Consider the following 22882-nt stretch of genomic DNA (forward strand, 5'->3'; position numbering starts at 1 on the left):
AGCACCGTTCCGAGGCTCATCCCCCCCACGATGACCCAGCCGATGGCTTGGCGGCTCTCCGCTCCGGCGCCGTGGGCCAGGGCCAGGGGAAGGGCACCCAGAACCATGGCGCCGGTAGTCATGAGGATGGGTCGCAGGCGCAGGGAGGCCGACTCGACGACGGCGTCGAACTTGCTCCACCCCTCCTCCTGCAGCTGGTTGGCGAACTCGACGATGAGGATGCCGTGCTTTGTGATCAGTCCCACCAACGTCACCAGGCCGATCTGACTGTACACGTTGAGGGTGTGGCCGCTGAGGTTGAGAGCCAGCAGGGCCCCGGTGACGCTCAAGGGGACCGAGAGCATGATGATGAAGGGATCGACGAAACTCTCGAACTGCGCCGCCAGCACCAGGTAGATGAATCCCAGGGCGAGCAGGAACGTTACGTAGAGGCTGGCGCTCGACTCCTTGAATTCCCGGGAGGGGCCGTCGTAGTCGACGATGGCGTTGCCGGGCAGGACCCGGGCGGCGACCTCCTCGAGTTGGGCGATTCCGTCGGAGAGGGCATAGCCCGGCGCCAGGCTCGCGGTGACTTTGGCGGCGCGCAGCTGGTTGAAATGGTTTAGCTCCTTGGGAGCCACCGTCTCATCGACGGTCACCAGGTTGGAGAGCTGAACCATCCTGCCCCCGTTTCCCCGCACATAGATGGCGGAGAGATCCGAGGGGGTGACCCGCTCGACGTCCTCGATCTGGACGATGACGTCGTACTGCTTCCCTTCGCGCTTGAAGCGGGTGACCTGCCGTCCGCCGAGCATCGTCTCGAGGGTGCGTCCGACGGTGGCGACATCGGCGCCGACGTCCACTGTCTTCTCCCGGTCGACCTGGACGGAGAGCTGGGGCTTGTTCAGCTTCAGGTCGGAATCGAGGTTCTGGAATCCCGGCCACTTGCGGGCCTCGTCCATGACCGCATCGGTCATCTTCTGCAGCTCCCCGTAATCGGCGTTGGTCTGGATGACGAACTGCACCGGCTTGGACAGGGCGCTCTGCCCCAGGGAGGGGGGGTTGAGGGGAAAGGCCATGATCCCCGGGATGCCGCCGAAAAGCTTGGGCTGCATCTCCTGAACGATGGCCTGCTGCTTGCGATCCCGCTTGTTCCAATCCTCGAGGCCGGCGAAGGCAATGATCTGTGAGACCACCGGCCGGCCGGTCAGCACAAAATAACGCTCCACCTCGGGGGTCTCGGCATAAACCTTTTCGATCATGCGGGCGTACTTGTCGGTGTAGGCGATGGTCGACCCTTCCGGGGCGATGCCGACGCCGATGATGGTCCCCCGGTCCTCGGTGGGAGCGAGTTCGGACTTGAGGGTGCCGAAGAGGAACCAGGCCGCTCCGGCCGTCCCCAGGGCGAGCAGGATCACCACCACGCTTCCGCGCAGGGACCAGCGCAGCAGGGCGCGGTACCCGTCGGTCATGGACACCATCCCCCGCTCGATGAAGTTGTAGACGGCCGAATGCTTCTTCTGGTGACGCAGCAGCTTGGAGCACATCATCGGCGAGAGGGTCAGTGCGACGAAGCCCGAGATCAGAACCGCACCGGCGAGGGTCAGCGCGAATTCGGTGAAAAGCCGGCCGGTGCGCCCTTCCATGAAGCCGATGGGAGCGTAGACCGCCGCCAGGGTCAGGGTCATGGCGATGACCGCGAAGGCGATCTCGCGGCTCCCCTTGAAGGCCGCCTCCCGGGTGGACATCCCCGCCTCGATGTGACGGTGGATATTCTCCAGCATCACGATGGCGTCGTCCACCACCAGGCCGATGGCCAGCACCATCGCCAAGAGGGTGAGGGTATTCACCGAGAAGCCGAGGACGTACATGACGCCGAAGGCGCCGACCAACGAGACCGGAATGGTGACCAGCGGGATGAGGGTGGAACGGAAGCTGCGCAGGAAGATGAAGATCACCAGGATGACCAGAAGGACCGCTTCGCCGATGGTCCGGAAGACGTTCTGGATGGAGCGGTCGATAAAGATGGCGCGATCGTAGGCGACGGCGACCTTCATCCCCTCGGGGAGGCCTGCCTCGATTTCGGGGACCATGGTACGCACGGCCTTGGAGATGTCCAGGGGGTTCGCGGTGGCCTGTTTCACCACACCGAGCGCCACGGCGGCGTTTCCCTTGAAGCGCACCACGCTGCGCTCGCTCTCGGCGCCTATTTCGGCCCGTCCCACATCCCGGAGACGCACCAGGTAGCCGCTTTGGTCCTGCAGGATCATCGTCTCGAACTGTTCAGGGGTGCGCAGGTCGGTTTCCGCAAGGACCGTGAATTCCCGCTCCGTCGACTCGATGCGCCCGGAGGGGATTTCAACGTTCTGCCTCCGCAGGGCGTTCTCCACGTCCTGGGGGGTCATGCCGTAGGCGGCCAGGCGCGCCGGGTCGAGCCACAGGCGCATGGCGTAGCGCCTCTCTCCTAGGATCAGTACGTTGGCGACGCCGCTGATGTTCTGCAGCTGGTCCTTGACGTAACGGTCGGCGTAATCCGTGATCTCCAGCGGCGTGTGGTTGCTGGAGGAGAAGGCCAGGTAGATGGTCGGCTGGGCGTCGGCCTCCACCTTGCTGATCACCGGCTCGCTGATTTCATCAGGAAGCCTGTCGCGCACCCGCGAAACGCGGTCGCGCACGTCGTTGGCGGCCTGGTCGGGGTTGCGGCTGAGGCGGAATTTAACCGTGATCTGGCTCGTCTCCGGCCGGGAGAGGGAGGTGAGAAGGTCGATGCCGTCGATGCCGGCGAGGCTCTCTTCCAGGGGCTGGGTGATCTGCGACTCGATGATCTCGGCGGTGGCCCCCGGGTAGCGGGTCTCCACATTCACCACCGGCTCGTCGATGTTGGGATATTCGCGCACAGACAGCCGCTGATAGCTGATCAGGCCGATCAGGATGATCACCAGGCTCATCACCGTCGCCAGGACGGGGCGTTTAATGGAAAGATCGGATAGAACCATTATCTACTTATCCTTGATGGCGCAGCCATCCTCTGAGTTATCATCCTTCGGTCTTCGCTGGTTTTACATCGGCGGCTACGGTGGGGAGGACGGTCACGGGCATGCCCGGCCGCACCTTGAGATGGCCGGCGGTGATGACGGTGTCCCCCGCCTGCACCCCTTCCATAATTTCCACCCGCCCCTTCTGCCGAATGCCCAGTTTCACAGGGGCCGCCTCAACCTTGCCGTCCACCACCTTGTAGACGAGCTGGCTGTCCCCTTGGGCGATCAGCGCCTCCTCCGGAATCATGAGGGCTTCGGCCTTCTCCTCGAGGACCAGTGTGACCCGGGCGAACATGCCTGGGTTGAGCAGCTTTTCTTCATTGGACAGGCGGGCTCGCAGCAGCATGCTTCGCCCCTGGGCGTCAAGCTGGGGGGAGACGGCGATCACCTCCCCGGAAAAGGTGCGTCCAGGGACGGCATCGACGTTCACCTGCAGGCTCTGACCGACCTTTACCTGCCGGGCGAAACCTTCCGGAACCCTGAAATCGACCTTGATGGGATCGATGGCATCGAGGGTGACGATGGAATCGCCGGGGCGCAGGTAGCTGCCGGGACTGACGTTGCGCAGCCCGAGGCGGCCGGTGAAGGGAGCGCGGATGACCGTTTTGGCCCGATTCGCCTCCGCCAGCCGCAGGGTGGCTTCGTCCAGCTGCCACTTGGCATAAGCCTCGTCCCGCTCTCGTTCGGAGATGGCCCGGTCCTTCAGGAGCGTCTCGGCCCTCTTGTAATTGGCCCGGCTGAGCCCCAGACTGGCGGCCGACCTGTCGAGCTCCGCCTTCAGGACCGAATCATCGAGCCGCAGGAGCACCTGGCCGGCCTTGACCTGCTCCCCTTCGGAGAAGGCGATCTGTTCCACCCGACCGGCGATCTCGGCGCTGACCACCACGGACTCATCCGACTGCAGCGTCCCCACGGCGCTCAGCTCGCGGTTTACCGGCGCCGTCGTGACCAGCGCCGCTTCCACCGGCATCCCCGGCGGCGCTCCGGCCGGCGCAGGCGCCGCCTTCTCCGCCTCTACCCCGGAGGGACCGAGGGAGAAGACCAGCAGACTGAGCATGAGGATGCTCGTTATCCCTGCCGGCCAGAGAAATTTCATCCAGGCGGGACGTCGCAGCTTCAGTGGAGAAACGCTCTTCTTCTCTATCTCTCTTGTCATCCTCGTCACCTTTGGAAGTGGGTGTTCACTCCGAAAGAAAAACAAACCGGAAATTATCTTTTATCTAATACCGCTTCAAACCATCCCAGGAAGCCTCGACGGTCTGTCGGATCATCTCCTCATCCACGGCCAGGCTCCTGTTGATATGCTCCTTGGCCAGAGCGACGATCGGGCCGAAGGCCAGGGCCTGCAGAACGGAGAGGTGCGCCTCCTTCACAACCCGCTCGGTCCGGGCCGTAATCAGCAGCTGTCGGATGGTTTCATTCTCTTCCGGAGCGGCGCAGTCGTCGTCACTGGAGAAGGGGGAGAAGTAATACTGCTCCATGAACCGGAACTCCAGGGGATTCTCGAGGAAAAAACGCAGCAGCCGGGACATGGCCCGGACATAGCGTTCGCGCACCGGCAGCCCGGGCGGGGAATCCCCGTAGACGCGGGCCTGGACACGCTCGAGTACCTCCCGGTACAGTTCGCGGATGAGCTCGTCCTTGTCCTTAAAATAACGGTAGATGGTCCCCACCCCCACCCCCGCCGCCTGGGCCAGCAGGGAAGTGGGCGCTCCGTGGAACCCCTTCTCCGCGAAGAGGTCCAGAGCTGCATTCAAAATGATGCTTCGTTTGCCGTTTTTTTCCATATGCTCTCCTCGCGGAGTGAATATTCAGTCCGGTTATTTAGAAGGGAGAATTCTCGCGATGTCAAGTGAGAATCATTTTACAAAAATGGCTAGACAAAAGGTTAAGTGACAAATTTAGTGAGGCTTTTATGATTTAAAGACTTTACCAGGGGGAATGAAATGCACTATTCTGAGGGTGCGATCTAAATAATAGACTGATATGCAGGAGGCTGGCGGATGATCCGTCGCGACGAAAAAATGCGGGAGGAGTCCTTTCACGGCGAAGCCGTCATCGGACGCTGGATATCACCCGAGTGGCCCAGGCATCTTACCCCAGTTCGTCTGCTGATTATTCTTGCGGTGGCCGTCTTCGTCGCCGAAGTCGTCATCATGCTGATCATGTCGCAACTGCCTCCCGTCACCGGGGTGATCCAGCCGATCATTGATGCCACCATCCTGCTGCTGCTCCTTTCCCCCTCCTATTATTTTCTTTTCCTGCCGCTGAAAAAGCATTACGCCGAACATCTCAGGTCTGATCTGGAGATCCAGCGCCTTTCGAGTCAGATGATCCGCGCCATCGAAAGCGAGAAAAAACATCTCGCCCGGGAACTGCATGATGAGTTCGGCCAGACACTGACGGCGCTGCAGTTCGGAATTGAATCCATCCGCAGCTCCCAGCCGGGAGCCGGAGCCGAAGAGCGGCGTCAGCTCGACTACCTTCGGAAACTGGTGGGCCGGCTCAGCGATCACATCCGGGATATCACTTCCGACCTGCGTCCTCCCCTTCTGGAAAACTGCGGTCTTGGCGACACCCTGCAATGGCATGTCGAAGAGTTGAAAACCAATGGCTGCGGCTTCGAAATAGAGACGGAGCTGGAGGAGTGCCCCCGCCTTGATCCGGATATCGAGATCACGATTTTCCGGATCTGTCAGGAGGGGCTGAATAATGTCTCCAAGCATGCGGGAGCCAGCCGCGCCAGGGTTCGTCTGTTCTATGATTCTCACCGGGTGGGTCTGATTCTGGAAGATGACGGGCGGGGGTTCTCCGATTCGGGACAGCCGAAAATGGCTGGAACTCCCCCGGGAGTGGGTCTCATCGGCATGAGGGAGCGCATCGCGGCCGTGGGGGGACGCCTGATGATCAGTTCGACCCTCGGGAAAGGTACCCGGATATGGGCCAGAATCCCCCTTGCCTACGGGAGCTTGCCGTAACATGATCCGGATTTTCATCGCGGACGATCACGTCCTCATTCGAAACGGGCTGCGCGAACTGCTGGGAACCCATGCCGACATTGAGATCGTCGGCGAAGCCGCCGACGGCATCGAAACCCTGAAGAAAACCCGGCAGCTTCGCCCCCATGTGCTCATCCTCGATGTGGCCATGCCTGGGATGAACGGGCTGGAAACCGCCAAACTGGTTCACGAGATCGTCCCCGAAACCCGGATCGTGATCCTCTCCATGTTCGAAAAAGAGTCTTTCGCCCGCCAGGCCCTCCAGGCGGGAGCCAGCGGCTACGTCCTCAAGGGGGCGAGCCACTCCGACATCGTGGCCGCCATCCGCGCAGTACATGCCGGCGGATATTATTTCAGCGCCCGCATCACCACGGACCTCATCCGGAGCTACCTCGACACTACCCCCCCCAAGCAGCCCTCCCGGGGCAAATATGAACTGCTCACCGACAGGGAACGTCAGGTGTTCGGCCTGCTGGTCGAAGGCCATTCGACGACGGCCATTGCCCAGATCCTCTGCGTCAGCTACAAGACCGTGGAAAAGCACCGGGGGAGCATCTCCCGCAAACTGGACATCGCTAACCCTATTGAAATGCTCAAGTACGCAGTACGCCTGGGCCTGGTCGATCCTGAATTCTGGGAGAGCTGACGAAAATCTTTCGCTCTCACGGAAAGTTACAAGCCGAAAAATTTATTTTCCCACCGCTCCAGGCATTTCAACATGTTAGCCCCAAGGCGGGAATCCCCTCCCCCCAATTACGTGCAATCCCCCATAGACCGAGACCTTCCAACCGGTCATATTTAATATAAACCCACTAAGAATATAGGATTAGTAATCAATAATATCATGATTGAATGAAGGTATGGGAGCAGTTGCAGTATGAGATTGTATCTGGCCGTTCCGGCAATCCTTTTCTTCCTTGTCCATGTCTCGATCGTACACGCCGGGCTGACCGGCATCTCGGGAACTCCTGACCCGGCCTTCGATGTGGTGGGGCTCTCCGGAGAGCCGGATGCCGTTGCGGTGAGCCTGGCCCATGGCTTTCCCCTCTGGTTCGAAGACAGCAACGGACTGAGGCTGCAGCTTTGCCTGGACCAGTCTGTGGAGACTGCTGTCGGTCCCGCCAGGCCCTGCCTGACGGAGGAGTTCTTCCCCGGCGCGCCGATATCGTTTCCCGGCAACTTCGGACCCGAGGCCTTCTGGTGGTCCGCCGTCGCTTTTGACACCTTCACCAGCACCGTCGGAGGCGGCGACGCATTGCTGGTGCTGGCTCAGGAGGCGGCGTTCGCCGACGACGTGACCGTCGACGGCGACCAGGTGGCCTTTGGCCGCATCCGCATCCGGATCAACGTTCCCGTCCCGGGCACCTACCGGGTGACCCATCCCTACGGCGAACGCGACTATGTCGTCAGCACCGTCTCCGCCGACCGCGAGATCAATCAGACCCAGGACATCGGCAACTTCCTCCAGCCGGGCCCCCCGCCCGCCGGCAATTTTCTCCTGGCTTTAGGAAACGGGCCCGATCCGGCAGACGTCCTGATCCCTGCAGGTTTCCCGGCAGAGAATGCCCCCCTGGTCTCTACAGAGGCAACGGGTATCGGCCCCTTCCTGGTGGCGGCCGACGCGCCCGGAGGCAATCCTCTCGCTTTCCTGCAGGCCCTTGACGGACGGCAATACCTTGCCAACCCGGGGACGGAGCTGAATCCCATCACTTCTCCGGTTGCGGGCAGCGCATTCATCCCCGAGGGAGAGGCCGGATTCGCCAATTTCTTCCGTATCCGGCTCCTCGACCCTCCGGCCAATTTCTTCCTGAACGCCGCCGCCGGCTCCCAGGAGATCCTCATTGAGGATTTCCAACTGACGGGGAAGATTTTCAACGACGCGGCGAACGCGCCGCCGGTCGCGGCGAATGATTCCGCGGTTACCGCCATGAACGTTCCGGTCTCTATCGACGTTCTCGCCAACGATACCGACGTGATCGGTCCCGAAAATGCTCACGGCATCGATTCGCGGGCGCTCGGCCTTCCCGTCGGTCCGGCGGAAGATCCCCTGTCAGAAATCCTGCTCACGGAAACCCTGACGACCGAAAACGGGGGTACCGTACGCCGTACCACCGTCATTGCTACCGGAAATACCACCTTCACCTATACGCCTGCCGCAGGGTTCACCGGGACCGACACCTTCGAGTATGTGGTCCAGGATGCAGGAGGTCTGATTTCTGCTCCCGCGGTCGTCGAGGTGCTCGTCGAAAAACTCGAGATCTCCAGGGCCGACTATCGGCCGAGAACGGGCAGATGGCACATCGGCGGCACCAGTTCGAATGTCGTTGAAAACACCCTTCAAGTGTTTGGCGGACCGAGAGCGCACCTGGCGCCGACGGAAGCCGGCGCATCCACCGGTCAACTCGATTTGAGATTGTCTGAAATCGCTCTTCCCTTTGCCCTGACGGTCTCTCCCCTGCCGCAGAGCGAGGTGGTTGAGATCAATATCTTCCTGGAGGCCGAACAGGGGGTGGATCCTATCCTTTTCAACCTGTATTTCGACCTGTTCGATGGAGATTTCAGCGGCAGCTTTGATAGAACCCTGAGCATCTTCGAGTTCCAGCCGCGCCCGGCCCAAGGCATCAGCACCTTTACCGACGCGCTGGAGGCGATTCGAAATGGACGTACCTACGTCAAGGTCCACACCGTCGCCTTCCCCGACGGCGAACTCCAGGGACAGATCACAAGACCCCTGCTCGGAAGGGCCGACGTGTCCGGGGACGGTCAGTGGGAGTTCAGGAGCAAGTCTCCCGTGGCCCCGGGCTTGATATCCAGCGTGAGCATACAATCCGGCAGCGGCGTCCAGACTCTGGATACCCCCCTGCGGATGAAATAAAGCCTGGCTCCTTCAAGAAGGAAACAGGCGAATTCCAGGATGGAGTGAGCATGAAAAGACGTGATTTCATAAAATTCACCTCAACGGGGCTGGCCGTCGTGGCGGTCGGCACCATGGCCGAGTGGCCGGCCTTCTGGGGCGCCGGGCAAGCCCATGCGGCGACCCTGCCCGGCCGTGGCGTGGTCCGGCTGGAAATGGCCGAGATCCAAGCCGAAATGGTCGACCTGCGCGCGGTGCCCATGTGGTCCTTCCGCCTGACCACGGGCGACCGCGACCGGGACGAGGCGCACATCGCCGCCAACCCCTACGACTCCCCCTACATTCCACGCATCCCAGGCCTGACCCTTGTGGCCCTGGCGGGAGACCGGGTTCGACTGCGCATCGCCAATGACATCAACCGCGGAGGCGACATCAAGCGGTTCGCCATCCCCGGCGTGCCCCTCACCGTCGACGGAGAGCAGGTCCAGCAGGTGAGCATCGAGCGGGGAGAAGACGACGTGGAGATCGAGTTCACCGCGCCGGCGCCCGGAACGTACGTCTATCTCGATCCGACCAACGCTCCCGTCAACCGAATGATGGGTCTGCACGGCGTGCTGGTGGTGCTCCCCCACCCCGTGGGGGCCAACGGCTCTCCCTACGACGCTCCGACTCAGAACGTGCGGCAGCTCTTCGAAGACCTCGGTCGTGCGCCTCATTTCCCGGGCCATCCCTGGAACGGCGAGCGCAACGCCGTCTGGGTGACCAACACCATCGATCCCGACAAATGCGAGCAGGTGGCCGAGACCTCCGGGACCGTTTCGTCGCAGCAGTTCCTCAGCGGCATCCTCCCCCAGTACTTCACCCTCAACGGCAAGAGCGGCTTTTTCGCCGCCCAGCACGGCCAGTCGCTCTTCCCCACGCTCAACCCCGGCGGACTGCGTGATCAGAGGCACGACGTGGAACATCTCAACTGGGCCGCGATCGAGAAGGGCATTTTCGACACCCAGTCCAATGTCGCCATCCACGGCAATGTCGGGCAGCCCGCCGTCATCCGCTGCGTCAACGCCGGCCTCATGTGGCATTCGCTGCATATCCACGGCAACCACCTCTACCCCCTCAGCCACGCCAACTACCTGAACGGCTCGCGCATGATTTCAAACAATCTGACCATGCTCGATGCCTGGACCCTCGCCCCCGGCGACATCAAGGACATGCTGATCCCATTCATTCAGCCGCCGGACATTCCGCCAGCCAAGTGGCCGCCGCAGCAGGAGTTCTTCCCTCTGCTCTACCCGATGCACGACCACAACGAGATCTCCAATACGGCGGCGGGGGGAAACTATCCCCATGGGCTCTCCACCCACTGGGAGATCTCCGGCCCGATGGACCCTCATAATCTGGTGATTTTCGTGGATCGCGCTGACTTGAGGGTCAGAACAGGACGCTTTGAGCTCAAGGGACGCCTCTCCAGCGTCCCCCAGAGCGGACTCACTGTCGACATCCATGCCGGCGGCGCCGATGGCGAAATCCTTCTGGAAGGCTTGCCTGTGGACAGCCAGGGACGCTGGGAGTGCCGAGGAAGGGCCCTCAAGGCCTTCTCCGGAGGCGGCTTTGTCACCGCGGTCTATCATCGACCCGACGAAAACGGCGATCAAAGTCACGCCCGCGTATCGCGTACCGTACCCCTGCGTGCACGGTAGGCACCCGGAAGTTTTCAAAAGACCAAGGAGGATGATTCATGGCGAATGACATAGATTTCATCGGGCGCGACCTCGGCACCCCTTTCAACCCTGAAGATACCCTGGAACAGCGGGACTGGGACGATTGGACCGTCCCTCCGACCGCCGGACAGCTAGCCGAAGACCTGCAGGGGCTGACCCCCATGAGTCGTGCGGTGCGCATGCTCGATCCCGCGCTGGTGGCGGGGCTGCCGCTCATCGACGCCGAAAACGAAAATGAGGCCCTGGATTTGGACCTCCCCACCCCCGACGAGGTGACGCCGGACCGCTCCTTCGAACGCCGGGGAATCCACGACAGCATCGACCTTCCCCTCATTGTCCCCGGCCTCGGGCCCGTCAATATGTGGAGTTTCCGCGACAACCTCGACGGCACCTCCTCCTGGCCGGCCAAGACCATCCGCGTCAAGGAGGGCGAAGTCATCCACAGCCGCATGTCCAACCGGCGCGGTCCGCATACCATTCATCACCACGGCATCGAGCCGACGCCGATGAACGACGGCGTGGGGCATCTCACCATGGATATCGGCGGCGGCCTCCGCTACAAGTACCAGTGGCTGGCCGGAGAGTCGGGGACCTACTTCTACCACTGCCACGTCAACACCGTGCTGCACTTCGAGATGGGGATGTACGGCATGCTCATCATCGATCCCGACGTCCCCGGGGCTCCCTTCACCGATGGCGGGCCGGGAGCCGTGATGATGCGTGACGAACCGGTCTCCTATGATGTCGAAGCCATCTGGGTCCCGGACGATATCGACCGACGCTGGCATATCCTCAACCAGCCCAACTACCACGAGCGGGCCGGGATCGTGCGAGGTGAGTTCGTTTCGATAAACAATCCGGTAAACCCCCGGCTGCACGATTTCAACCCCGATGTCTTCGTCGTCTCGGGCGTGGCGGCACCCTTCGGACAGGACGGGGCCCTTCTCTCCGGCGCCCAGGCCACCGCGACCCTGGGGGACAAAGTGCTGGTCCGAGCCCTGAACGCCGCCTACTGCACCACCCGCTGGCGCTTCCCCGCCACCGTGCAGGGGACGGTGGTGGCGGTGGACGGCCGGACTCTGGGGCGCTCCCCCTTCGGCCGGTATTCGGAGCCATACTCGCTGGCCAGCATCAACCACCAGTTCGAGCTCACCACCGCTCAGCGATGGGACATTCTCATCGACACGGGGACCGCCTCCCGACTCGGCCAGCATGTGGTGGAAGTGGACTTCCTCCACTGGTACACGAAAAACCGACTATTTACGGTGCGCATGCCTATCCAGGTCAACTCGGCCGGGGCGTAATTGGAAGTCTTTCCAGAGGATACTATTTGATGAAAGCAGTTCTTCGAACCGTTCTTCCAGTTCTCCTGCTGTCGATGCTGGCGGCTCCGGCCCCGGCGGCCGACCCCGTGCCTCTGAGTCAGGTGCCGGTGCCCGAGCCGGTCAACCTGGGTCGCTTCGTCCAGGACCGCAATGCCGCCATCCGCCTGGGAAAGGCCCTGTTCTGGGATATGCAGGTGGGAAGTGACGGGCGGACCGCCTGCGCAAGCTGCCATTTCCATGCCGGTACCGACAACCGAACCCGCAACACCCTGCATGCCGGCATCAACGGGAGTTTCGATGAGGGCAGCGGCTCTAATGCCGACCTGACTTTGGTTGACTTTCCCTTTGTTGCCTTCGCCGATCCCGAAGACCGCTCATCGGCCAGAACCGTTCGTGACGACCGCGTCGGCGCCCAGGGGGTGAATAAGACCCGGTTTCTAGGGGTTGGTTCCGGACAGGCCGCAGAACCGGGGCGCATCGTTCGCGATCCCGATTTTACCAGGAATGGCCGCAACGTTCGCCAGGCCACCGGACGCAACGCACCGAGCGTCATCAACGCCGTCTTCAACTTCGCCAACTTCCTGGATGGGCGCGCCAACCATTTCTTCAATGGCGTGGATCCTTTCGGGCCCATGAATTCCGAGGCGAGGGTTTATATCAACACCGGCAATGGACTGGCGCTCCTCGACATGGTCGACCTTCGGCTGGATGCTCAGGGACAGGCGACCAATCCCTACGCCCTGAACAACGCCAGCCTTGCCTCTCAGGCCACGGGTCCGGTGCTCTCCGATGTCGAGATGTCCTGGATCGGGCGCACCTGGCCCGAAGTCGGTCGCAAGATGCTGAGCCTTCGCCCTCTGGCGGCCCAGGAGGTCCATCCCCAGGACAGCCGTCTGCAATTTCTGCGGCAAGGCAGCGGAAAAGGGCTGAGCACCACCTACGACGCCATGATTCGCGCCGCCTTCCGGACCGAGTTCTGGAACAGCGCCGCCACCGTGGACGGCTTCAGCCAGATGGAGAACAACTTCTCCCTCTTCTTCGGCCTCGCCCTTCAGCTCTATCAGGCGACCCTCATATCCGACCAGACCCCTTTCGACAGGTTCCTGCAGGGGGATACTCTGGCCATGAGCGAGAGCGCCCAGCGCGGCTGGAGCGTCTTTTCCGGCGGCGGCAAATGTCTCGACTGCCATGTCGGGGCCGAACTCACGGGCGCTTCGGTCTCTTTTGCCCGCGCCGAAGGGGAGCCGGGACTCGTCGAACTGATGACGATGGCTGACGGTCTTCAGGCCAATTACGACATCGGCTTCTACAACATCGGTGTAACCCCCACAGAGGACGATCCCGGACGAGGCGGCACGGCCCCGTTTTCCATGGCCAACGGTGAACCCATGCCCCTGTCCTTCACCGGGCAGCATTTCGCCGGAGAAGCCAACCTGGGCTTTACCCCCATCGCCCAGCCTGGGTGCATCAACGACTTCTTTGCCGATCCGCCGAATATCTGCCCGGATGCCGAAGACATCAATTCCCGACAGGCCGCCGATGGGGCTTTCAAGACCCCGGGCCTGCGCAACGTGGAGCTCACCGGCCCCTACATGCACAACGGCGGCATGCTCTCCCTGATGCAGGTGGTCAACTTCTATGCGAGAGGGGGGAATTTCCACGACGAAAATCTCGCCGATCTTGATCCTGCCATCGCCGCCACGGGAACCCTGATTGGAAATGAAGAACGGAAGGCAGAGCTGGTGGATTTCCTGCTGGCGCTGACCGACGAAAGAGTCCGGTGGGAGAGGGCGCCTTTTGACCACCCCCAGCTCCTGATTCCGGACGGTCACGACAACCGGATCGAGGGGAACCCCAAGCGCACCCGGGTCCTGTCCGATCGGCTGCGGGAGATCCCCGCCGTCGGAGCCGGAGGACGCACCGCGGGCCAGGGGCCGCTCAAGCCCTTTCTGGCCGACAACCTGGAGGGAGCCGAACTGGAAAACTTTCATTACAACCCTTGATAGATGAGACAGCTGTTGTTCGGAACACATATTCAGATTCACGGAAAGAGGGAGGACCTTATGAAACGTTTTAAACTTCTTATGCTGATCGGCCTCGTGACGGCCCTGGCGTTCGGGCTTCCGGGATGCAGTGGCGGTGGAGGAGGCAGTGACAGTGGTGCTGCGAATCCCGCCGGCAACAGCGACAGCGACGGCGACGGTATCCCGAACAGCGATGATACTCTTCCGAACGACGACACCCGTTTCGCCGCCTTCACCCGGATTCTGCTCGACACCCTGGACGGCGTGTTCAGCACCGGCGTCGACATCAACGACAACGATCAGGTGGTCGGCTTGGCAGATGACGGAACCTCGATCAAGGGTGTGCGCTGGGCTGTCGATGCGGACGCCGGGACGGCCGGTGCTCCCGCAGTGCTCGCCCCCATCGGTGAAAACGATTACAGCGCCGCCTACGGCAACAACGACACCGGGGTTGCTGTCGGCGAATCGGAGAAGGACGGATCCGACTTCGTGGCGGTCCTCTGGGGCGCCGGCGAAACGACACCCGCGGAGTTGAGCCTTTCCGGCGGCTTCGGGCCGACGAGCGCAGCCTACGCCATCAATAATGAGGGTCAGATCGTCGGCGAGGCCCTGACCGACAGCGGCCTGGTCGCGGTGTTGTGGAACGCCGGCGGCGCCGACCCGGTCTCCCTGGGCACCCTCGGCGGCGCCTTCAGCGCGGCCTACCATATCAGCGACAACGGACTGATCGTCGGAGAAGCCGAGCTGGAAAATGGCAACACCTCCGCCGTGGTCTGGATGGTCGATGCGACCGGAGCGATCACCCATGGCCCCATCGCCCTGGGAACCGCCGGCGACGATTTCATCTCCAGCATCGCCTTCGGCGTGGACAACTTCGGCCGGGTGTCGGGCGAATCCGAAACAGCGGACGGTGAAATCCACGCCACCCTGTGGACCCTCGATCCCGCCACGCTCGTCCCCTCCGAAATCGCCGATCTCGGCGTCGCCGGAGCCGACAGCAGCGCCTACGCCGTCAACGAATCCGGCCGTATCGCCGGGTGGGACGGCCGCGACGGGGTCTCCCTGGCCAGCGTCTGGGATACCCGCAACACCTCCTTGGTTGACCTCATCCTGGAAGAGGGCAGCTTCAGCCAGGCGTACGGCCTGAACGAACAAAACCTGACCGTCGGTGTCTCTGCCGGTCAGGCCTTCGTAGCGGTGCCGCAGTAATAACAGTTCAAAAAGGGTCGCGGATGCGTCATCCGCGACTCAGTCAGTCGGGGGTCTCGGCCCCGCCCGGCGATGTCGATGCCGAGGCGGGCCGTCAAACCTCTCAATCCTTTTACAGGGAAAATGAAGGTTTCAGGAAAGGAGAAATACAGATGGTGAAGAGATTTCTTTCAATTATGGCGGTACTGCTCTTTGTAGCACTCGCCGCCCCGTCGGCCTGGTCGGCTCTGGCAGACCTGGGTACCCCCATCGACCCCCACGGCTACCCGGTCTGGTATGAGGACGCCGCAGGTCTGCAACTGGAGCTTTGCGTCCCTCCGCCCGCCGGCAACGCCTCCCGGCCGGACCTGTGCATTGGTGATCCCCTTGAACTGGATGAAAACGGTGATCCGATCAATCCCCTGGTTCTCACCGGCGAGAGTTTCTGGTGGCTGGCGGAAACAGCTATCGACGTCCCCGGCGGCAAGGCTCAGCTGACTCTGGCCGTCGAGGCCACCTTCGGTGGGGCCGAGGCCCCGATCGACGGGCAGCAGATCTCCTTCGGCCGCACCCGCATCCGCATCGACACCCCGGTCGCCGGCACCTATACGGTGAACCACCCCTACGGCACCCAGATATTCGAGGTGGCGGATCCAGAGGAAGGGATCAACTACACCGCCGACATCGGCGCCGCAAACTTCCTTTTCCCGGCTCTCGGCTTCCAGGGGACCCTGGCGGCTTTCGGTCCCGATGAGGTTCCCTTCCTGACATGGCCCGATTATCAGAACAATCCGTCCCTGCAGGTGCGCGGCCCTGTCGATCCCGAGAACCCCGAGGAACCCGGACCTCTCCTGGAGCAGTATGTCGGCAACCCCAACGTCGCCAGCACCGTAGTGGGCGGTACAAACGGCAACGTCTTCCGCGTTGACGGCCCCGCGGGTTCGAACCTCGGCGGAGTGGGGATCGATTTCGTGGAGACCGACCAGTTCTTCGTCATGGGCAAGGTGTACGACACCACGGTTCCCCTCGTCGCCCATGTCTTCCCCGGCGTCCCGGAACAGAACCTTTTCGCCGTCGGCCCCGTGAACCGCGTGGACCCTTTCAACCCCGCCTCGACCGCCGAAGTCACGGGTGAAGAATTCGACTATGCCTTCGGCTACCCGCTCTGGTATCAGGAAAAACTGCCGGTGATTGACCCGGAGACGGGAGAGCAGGCCATCGATCCTTTGACCCAGCTTCCGCTGTTTGAAGGCGGCCTGCAGCTCACCCTCTGCACCCCGGGAGACGCCATGTGCATCTCCGACCCCATCGACCCCAATGATCCGAACCAGCTCGACTTCCGCACCGGCGGCGAGAGCTTCTGGTGGTCGGCCGACGCCGTCATCGACGATCTTCCGGCCGGCCGGGCCATCCTGGTGCTGGGCCTGGAAGGAACCTTCGGCGGCGACGAATCGATCACCGACGGCGGCCAGGTCTCCTTCGGCCGGGTGCGCGTCCGCGTCGACACGGACCGTGCAGGAACCTACCGGATCACCCACCCCTACGGCGTGTTGCTTTTCGAGGACGTGCCCGTGGACGACAATGGCATCAACTACACCGCCGACATCGGCATCTTCGATTCTTCCGATCCGGACCTCGGCTTTGCTGGAACCCTGTACAGCGACATCGGCCCGACCGTCCTCAAATGGACCACCTTCGTCGATCCTGCCACACTCGAACCGGAGGCCGTTTATCCTGAACCCCTTCTGGTCACTCCCAACGCGGCCAATCCCGAGTTGAACAACTATCACGTCGGCAACCCTGGGGTCGAACATGAAGTCACGGGCAGTCCCTTCGGCACCAACTTCTTCCGCGTCGAGTACCTGAATGACGGGGACTGGGAAGTCGTGGCCGAATCTGACCTCTTCGCGGTTTCGGGCAAGCTCTACGATCCGGCGACCTTCGAGTTCTCCATCAATCCCGATGCGCCGGTGGCGGTCAACGACGCGGCAACGCTGAGTATCGCCACAGCCACTTCGGCAACGGTTAACGTCACGGCAAACGATACCTTCGCCGAGGGGGCTCTCGTTGACATCACCGTGCTCCCCGCCGGCGAGACCTTCGGCCCAGAGAACGGCACGGCCGTCGCCAATGATGCTGCCGGCACCGTGACCTACACCCCCAGCGCAGCGTTTGCCGCCTCTGGCGGAGTCGACACCTTCGGCTACAACATCGTCGACAGCACCGGGCTGACCTCGAACAACGCCATCGTGACCATCACGGTTGTCCCGGTGGAAACCATCACCGTCAACCGGTCGCAGTTCCGGACCCGCAATCTCAGCATCAACCTGCGGGGGACCAGCAACGTTCCGGGAAGCACCCTGACCATCCACGCCGGAACGGCTGAAGGAGCGCTCATCGGCACGGCCCTGGTGGACGACAGAGGTCGCTGGAGCTTCCGCGGCACGTCGACGACCAACATCACCGAGGTGACTCTTGTTTCCGACTCTCCCGACGCGACGACGGTTACCCAACCGCTCGACGTGCGCTGATCAAGGAGGTATTGATGAACTCATTTATTAAGAACCTGAGCGTATTATTCCTTGCAACCCTGTTGCTCGCCGGTTGCGGAGGGGGAGGCAGCAGCTCCTCCGCACCTCCCGCAGGAGGCGGTGGTGGTGGCGTCGCAGGCGCCCTGGATGCCGGGGGAACCGGGGTAAGCACCGGTGAAGTGGCCGACAACGCGGGCAATCCCGTAACGGCCAACTTCACCAGCGCCCTCGACATCAACGACCTTAACCAGGTCATCGGCTTCGCCGAAGTCACGGCGGGTGCCCCCTTCACCGCCGCCCTGTGGACCGTGGACGCCGCCGGCGACGCAGCGATCGCTCCCGCGGCCCTGAACCCCATCGACGGCAACACCTTCAGCGCGGCCTTCGCCATCGACGAGAACGGAAACGCCGTGGGGCAGTCCGCCAAGGGGACGCAACTCGTGGCCGTCATCTGGCCTGCCGGAGCGACTCCGGTTCAACTCCCCGCTCTCACCGCCGCCGGCAACAGCAAGGCTCTAGCCATCAGCGCCGACGGCACCCTGATCGTCGGTGAAGCACAGGATGCCAGCTCGCGCACCCGCGGAGTCCTCTGGATCGCGGATACCCCTGGGGTTTTCACCGCTGCTCCCACGGTTCTTCCCTTTGCGGCCTTTGCCAGCGGCTCGGACCTGAGTCCCTTTAGCTCCGCCAGCGGAGTCGCCCGCGTGGGCGATACGGAAATCCTGGTCGTCGGGGAAGCCGAAGCCGGAAACGGCGATCTCCACGCGGCCCTGTGGCGCTCGGTCAATGGAGGCACCACCTTTGCCGCCAGCAGCCTGGGTATTGACCATATCGCCTTTGCCGTCAACGGTGCCCGTCAGGTCGTCGGGGAGTCCGACGCCGGCCTCTCTCCCGTTTCCTGGACGATCAGCGACCTGGGAGTCGCCTCGGCCCCCGCTTCGCTGGCCACCGCCGGCAGCGCGGTGGCGATCAACGAAAACGGCCGCATCGCCGGCTGGAGCGGCGCCGCCAGCCTCGCCACGGTATGGGACGGCGCAACCCCGGTCACCCTGTCCGAGAATTCCGGTCAGGCCTATGGCCTCAACAATGACGCCCAGCCCCTGGTCGTCGGCCGCGAAGGCGCCCAGGGCTTCGTGAAACGAGTCAACTGAGTTCCCCTTTTACAATAGGGAACAGGCCTTGCGCCTGTTCCCTCTCTGCAATCAAGCAGGAGAGGACGCCATGTCCTCTCCTGCTTTTTTAGTATCGGCCCACCGAATCACTATAAAGAGAGTCCCTTGCAACCTCCGGGCGATCTGATATGGATTGAGGGGGTATGCCTCTCGGTGCACGAAAGATGCTCGGATGCTTTCGGCAGCGCAATCACAAGGTAGATATCCCCATGCAGGAAGCCCGCAAAAACCACTCGGAACTTCCGTCATCCCCCTGGTCCCTGTCCGCCGAGGAGATCGCCGCCCATTTCGGGGTGGAACCCGAACGGGGGTTGAGTCCGGATCAGGTGCGGCAGAGGCTTGACTCCTTCGGCTCCAACCGGCTGCGGCAGAAAAAAAGGGTCGGCGCCTGGAAGATTCTTGCCGAACAATTCAAGGACCTGATCATTATTCTGCTCGGGGTCGCGTCCATTGCAGCCTTTCTCTTCGGAGAATGGCTGGAGGGGGTCGCCGTGGCCGTGGCCCTGGTGATCAACGGTGCCATCGGATTCTTCACCGAACTGAAGGCGACCCGCTCGATGGAAGCGCTGCACAAACTGGGAGAGACCAGAGCCCGCGCCCGGAGAGACGGCCGGAGTGCCGAAATCTCCGCCGACGATCTCGTTCCCGGGGATATCATCCTGATCGACGCGGGCGACCTCGTCCCGGCCGACCTGCGCCTGCTGGAATCGAACAACCTCCAGGCGGATGAATCGGCCCTCACGGGAGAGTCCGTCCCGGCAAACAAAGGAACCGAGCCCCTGGAGGGCGACATCCCTCTGGCCGAGCGGTCGAACATGCTTTTCCGGGGGACGGCCGTCACCACCGGTTCCGGGTCCGGAATCGTCACCGCCACCGCCATGAAGACGGAGTTGGGGAATGTCGCCGATCTGACCCAGGGGGCCGAAGAGGAGGCGACCCCCCTGGAGCGGCGGCTGGAGCGCTTGGGGTACCGTCTGATCGCGCTGACCTTCGTCATGGGCGTCATCGTCGCCGCGGCCGGGCTTATCGGAGGCAGGGACATGGCGCTGGTTCTCAAGACGGCCATCGCCATGGCCATCGCAGCCGTCCCGGAAGGACTGCCGGTGGTGGCGACCATCGCCCTGGCGCGCGGCATGTGGCGCATGGCTAGGCGCAACGCCTTGATGAATCGCCTCTCCGCGGTGGAGACATTGGGGGCGACGACGATCATCTTCACGGACAAAACCGGCACCTTGACGGAGAATCGCATGACGGTGCGGCAGATCGCTCTGCCGGAGGGGAACATCGAATTGAAGGAAGAGGAATTCCTTCTGGACGGGGAAAAGGTCGATCCTTCGGAAAACGAGCACCTTCGGCAGGCGCTGGAGGTGGGGGTCCTCTGCAACAATGCGTCGCTGGATGAAGAGGGCGAGATCGGAGACCCGATGGAGACGGCCCTCCTGCGCGCGGGGCGGGCCGCCGGGATCGAAAGGCAGCGCCTGCTGAACGAAAATCCCGAGATCCGGGAAGAGGCGTTCAGCACCGAAACCAAGATGATGGCCACCGTCCACGAACATGAGGGTCAATTTCTCGTCGCCGTCAAAGGGGCGCCGGAGGCGGTTCTGAAGGTCTGCTCGCGGGTGGCCGCGGAGGGCGGAGAAAAGGAGTTCGGAGAAGAGGATCGAAGCGAATGGCTGGAGCGCAACCGGGATCTGGCCGAAGGGGGACTGCGCCTCCTCGCCCTGGCCCGGAAGGAGGCGGCGAGTGAAGACGAAGAACCCTATCGGGACCTTACCCTCCTCGGGTTTGCAGGTCTTCTCGACCCTCCCCGCAAGGACGTGCAGGGGGCCCTCGAAGAATGCGGCAAGGCGGGGATCCGGGTGATCATGGTCACCGGCGACCAGCCCGCTACCGCCCTGGGGATCGCCGCGGCCATCGCCCTGGAATCGGAGGAGTCCCAGACCCTGAGAGGGGAGAGCCTGCGGAAGCCGGAGGAGCTCTCCGCCGGGGAGCGGGAAAAGATACTGGGCGCCTCCATCTTCGCCCGGGTCACCCCCGAGCAGAAACTCTCCCTCATTGCCCTGCACCAGGAAAACGGAGAGATCGTCGCCATGACAGGAGACGGGGTGAATGACGCCCCGGCGTTGAAGAAAGCCGATATCGGTATAGCGATGGGACAACGGGGGACCCAAGTGGCCAAGGAAGCGGCCGACATGGTGCTGAAGGACGACCGATTCTCCACCATTGTCGCCGCCGTCCGCTACGGCCGGGCCATTTTCAACAACATCCGAAAATTTATCTTCTATCTCATCTCGGGAAACGTCAGCGAGGTGCTCATCATCACCCTGGCGACGGTGGCCGGCGCTCCCCTACCCCTCCTTCCCCTTCAGATCCTCTACATCAATCTCATCGGCGACGTCTTTCCCGCACTGGCCCTGGGGATGGGAGAAGCGACCTCCGGCATCATGGAGCGCCCGCCGCGCGACCCGAAGGAGCCGGTCCTCACCCGATCTCACTGGCTGGGGATCGGAGGCTATTCGCTGGTCTTCGCCGCCGCCGTTCTGGGGGCTTTCGCCGTCGCCCTCTACCTCTTCGAGCTTTCCGCCGAGCGCGCGGTTACGGTCTCCTTCACCTCCCTCGTCCTCGCCCGGCTGTGGCACGTCTTCAACATGCGCGATCCCGGAACCGCCCTGCTGCGTAACGAAATCACCACGAACCCCTACGTCTGGGGCGCCCTCGCCCTTGGCCTCGCCATGCTGCTGGGGGCCGTCTACCTGCCGATCCTCGCCGGAGTGCTCGGGCTGACGCCCCCCGATGGTCGCGAATGGCTGCTGATCCTGACAGCGAGCCTCGTGCCTCTTGCGGTGGGACAGGCGGTGAAGTTCAGATCCGCGGTGAGCCCTACCCCTGTCCGGCCAGCCTCTTGAAAAGCCGTTCGACATCATCCTTCCGGCAAAGTTCGGTTCCGGGCGTCATCACCGCGGCCGTTCCCGCCGCCACTCCATAGACGAACGCCTCTTCGGCGGACTTCTCGCGGGCCAGGGCCAATGCCATGGCTCCCATGAAGCTGTCTCCGGCGCCTACGGGGCTGACCACCTCGACCTTCGGAATGGCCGCCCGGCGGGTCCTCTCCCTGGTGACCAGCAGGGCCCCCTTGTCGCCCAGAGTCAGCGCCACCATTTCAGCGTTTCGCCGCAGCACCAGCTCCCGGCAAGCCTCTTCCTGCTCCTGCTCGCTCTCTATTCCGCGGCCGGTCAGCTCCCGCAATTCACGCAGGTTCGGCTTTATCAAATAAACTCGTTCCTCCAGAGCCGCACCGAGCGCCTCGCCCGAGGTGTCCAATAGGAGGCGCCCGCCCCTGGCTTCGAGCATCCGTGCCATCCGGGCATAGATGTCGTCGGGAACTCCCGGGGGCAGGCTGCCGCTGGCCACCAGGAAATCCGGAAAAGGCTCAAGAGCTTCCAGCACCTTCAGGCATCTTCGCCATTCTGCTTCCTGCAGTTCGGGGCCGGTCAGAACGAAGCGGAACTGCCGTCCCGAGGAGGTTTCATTTACAGTAAAGCTCTCCCGGGTAGGATTCGCGATTTCCACCGGCACAGCGTCAATTCTTTCCCGGTCCAGAAGGTCCAGCAGTAATTTCCCCAGGCTTCCTCCTTCTGTGTAGACAGCCGTTGCACACCCCCCCAACTCGCCGATGACCCTTGCCACGTTGATGCCTCCGCCACCCGGGTCCATCTTGAGCTTCTCGCATCTGATCTTGCGGATCGGTTTCACCTGCTCGGCATCGGCAGCCAGATCGATGGCGGGATTCAATGTCAAGGTCACAATTCTTTTCATCTTCCGGCTCCTGGGGACGGATGATCCTGCGACTATCCATGGAAGCAGTAACTAGGAGATCGAGTCCTTTCCACCGTAGCAAGAGCGGTGCGTTTTGCAAGGATGTTCCCCTCCGATTCGCATAACCTATTTAAGCGGCTCTCGGCATCCCCCAGAGTAGTCCGGAAACACAGAGAAGTAATTTTTGAGTTCCTGACAACTCAATCCAGATCACACTATTAATATTTACCAACCA

14 protein-coding genes are annotated in these 22882 nt (G+C 62.5%); 10 read left to right on the top strand and 4 right to left on the bottom strand.

The genetic code is table 11. The features are described 5' to 3' along the window. The 3 genes from DTF_RS0100005 to DTF_RS0100015 all read right to left on the bottom strand — a co-directional run. Positions 1 to 2975, bottom strand: a 2975-nt coding sequence (locus DTF_RS0100005) for an efflux RND transporter permease subunit (protein WP_027713665.1), incomplete at its 3' end; no start/stop codon positions are given. 40 nt (positions 2976 to 3015) lie between these two features. Next, positions 3016 to 4173, bottom strand: a complete 1158-nt coding sequence (locus tag DTF_RS21000) for an efflux RND transporter periplasmic adaptor subunit (protein ID WP_051360561.1) — start codon at positions 4171 to 4173, stop codon at positions 3016 to 3018. A 64-nt stretch (positions 4174 to 4237) separates the two neighbouring features. Next, positions 4238 to 4804: a TetR/AcrR family transcriptional regulator gene (locus tag DTF_RS0100015; RefSeq protein ID WP_027713666.1), complete on the bottom strand. Its 567-nt coding sequence runs from the start codon at positions 4802 to 4804 to the stop codon at positions 4238 to 4240. Between the two features lie 216 nt (positions 4805 to 5020). On the opposite strand from DTF_RS0100015, the gene DTF_RS21005 reads away from it, so the two are divergent. The 10 genes from DTF_RS21005 to DTF_RS0100065 all read left to right on the top strand — a co-directional run bounded on the left by DTF_RS21005 (position 5021) and on the right by DTF_RS0100065 (position 21737). Further along, positions 5021 to 5995: a sensor histidine kinase gene (locus DTF_RS21005; protein ID WP_051360563.1), complete on the top strand. Its 975-nt coding sequence runs from the start codon at positions 5021 to 5023 to the stop codon at positions 5993 to 5995. 1 nt (position 5996) lies between these two features. Next, entirely contained in the window at positions 5997 to 6662 is a 666-nt protein-coding gene (locus DTF_RS0100025) for a response regulator transcription factor (RefSeq protein WP_027713667.1), read from the top strand. A 231-nt stretch (positions 6663 to 6893) separates the two neighbouring features. Beyond that, on the top strand, positions 6894 to 8891 hold the full coding sequence (locus DTF_RS24920; RefSeq protein ID WP_155890621.1) for an Ig-like domain-containing protein: 1998 nt from the start codon (positions 6894 to 6896) through the stop codon (positions 8889 to 8891). Positions 8892 to 8941: 50 nt separating this feature from the next. Then, positions 8942 to 10570 carry a multicopper oxidase domain-containing protein gene (locus DTF_RS0100035; RefSeq protein ID WP_027713669.1) on the top strand — a complete coding sequence of 543 codons (1629 nt, stop codon included), beginning with the start codon at positions 8942 to 8944 and terminating at the stop codon, positions 10568 to 10570. A gap of 38 nt (positions 10571 to 10608) precedes the next feature. After that, positions 10609 to 11895: a multicopper oxidase domain-containing protein gene (locus DTF_RS24925; protein ID WP_051360565.1), complete on the top strand. Its 1287-nt coding sequence runs from the start codon at positions 10609 to 10611 to the stop codon at positions 11893 to 11895. A 29-nt stretch (positions 11896 to 11924) separates the two neighbouring features. Continuing rightward, a complete protein-coding gene (locus DTF_RS21020) occupies positions 11925 to 13919 on the top strand; it encodes a cytochrome-c peroxidase (protein ID WP_051360566.1) in 1995 nt (664 codons plus the stop codon). A gap of 60 nt (positions 13920 to 13979) precedes the next feature. Continuing rightward, entirely contained in the window at positions 13980 to 15149 is a 1170-nt protein-coding gene (locus DTF_RS0100050; RefSeq protein WP_027713670.1) for a hypothetical protein, read from the top strand. Between the two features lie 152 nt (positions 15150 to 15301). Further along, complete coding sequence (locus DTF_RS24930; protein WP_155890623.1) at positions 15302 to 17659, top strand: Ig-like domain-containing protein; 2358 nt, start codon at positions 15302 to 15304, stop codon at positions 17657 to 17659. Positions 17660 to 17673: 14 nt separating this feature from the next. Next, a complete protein-coding gene (locus DTF_RS0100060; RefSeq protein WP_027713672.1) occupies positions 17674 to 18810 on the top strand; it encodes a hypothetical protein in 1137 nt (378 codons plus the stop codon). A 185-nt stretch (positions 18811 to 18995) separates the two neighbouring features. After that, positions 18996 to 21737 carry a cation-transporting P-type ATPase gene (locus DTF_RS0100065; protein ID WP_304412831.1) on the top strand — a complete coding sequence of 914 codons (2742 nt, stop codon included), beginning with the start codon at positions 18996 to 18998 and terminating at the stop codon, positions 21735 to 21737. Here DTF_RS0100065 and DTF_RS0100070 read toward each other — a convergent pair. After that, on the bottom strand, positions 21712 to 22647 hold the full coding sequence (locus tag DTF_RS0100070) for a 1-phosphofructokinase family hexose kinase (protein WP_027713674.1): 936 nt from the start codon (positions 22645 to 22647) through the stop codon (positions 21712 to 21714). The two genes, DTF_RS0100065 and DTF_RS0100070, sit on opposite strands and share 26 nt — an antisense overlap. Positions 22648 to 22882 lie beyond the last annotated feature (235 nt).

This window comes from Desulfuromonas sp. TF, from assembly GCF_000472285.1.
GTDB lineage: Bacteria > Desulfobacterota > Desulfuromonadia > Desulfuromonadales > ATBO01 > ATBO01.

Bases quoted from the DNA above. Each gene is read 5' to 3' on its own strand.
- DTF_RS0100050 (WP_027713670.1), top strand. From the start codon at position 13,980: ATGAAACGTTTTAAACTTCTTATGCTGATCGGCCTCGTGACGGCCCTG.
- DTF_RS0100065 (WP_304412831.1), top strand. From the start codon at position 18,996: ATGCTCGGATGCTTTCGGCAGCGCAATCACAAGGTAGATATCCCCATG.
- DTF_RS21020 (WP_051360566.1), top strand. From the start codon at position 11,925: ATGAAAGCAGTTCTTCGAACCGTTCTTCCAGTTCTCCTGCTGTCGATG.
- DTF_RS21000 (WP_051360561.1), bottom strand. From the start codon at position 4,173: ATGACAAGAGAGATAGAGAAGAAGAGCGTTTCTCCACTGAAGCTGCGA.
- DTF_RS0100060 (WP_027713672.1), top strand. From the start codon at position 17,674: ATGAACTCATTTATTAAGAACCTGAGCGTATTATTCCTTGCAACCCTG.
- DTF_RS24920 (WP_155890621.1), top strand. From the start codon at position 6,894: ATGAGATTGTATCTGGCCGTTCCGGCAATCCTTTTCTTCCTTGTCCAT.
- DTF_RS21005 (WP_051360563.1), top strand. From the start codon at position 5,021: ATGATCCGTCGCGACGAAAAAATGCGGGAGGAGTCCTTTCACGGCGAA.
- DTF_RS0100035 (WP_027713669.1), top strand. From the start codon at position 8,942: ATGAAAAGACGTGATTTCATAAAATTCACCTCAACGGGGCTGGCCGTC.
- DTF_RS24925 (WP_051360565.1), top strand. From the start codon at position 10,609: ATGGCGAATGACATAGATTTCATCGGGCGCGACCTCGGCACCCCTTTC.
- DTF_RS0100025 (WP_027713667.1), top strand. From the start codon at position 5,997: ATGATCCGGATTTTCATCGCGGACGATCACGTCCTCATTCGAAACGGG.
- DTF_RS24930 (WP_155890623.1), top strand. From the start codon at position 15,302: ATGGTGAAGAGATTTCTTTCAATTATGGCGGTACTGCTCTTTGTAGCA.
- DTF_RS0100015 (WP_027713666.1), bottom strand. From the start codon at position 4,804: ATGGAAAAAAACGGCAAACGAAGCATCATTTTGAATGCAGCTCTGGAC.
- DTF_RS0100070 (WP_027713674.1), bottom strand. From the start codon at position 22,647: ATGAAAAGAATTGTGACCTTGACATTGAATCCCGCCATCGATCTGGCT.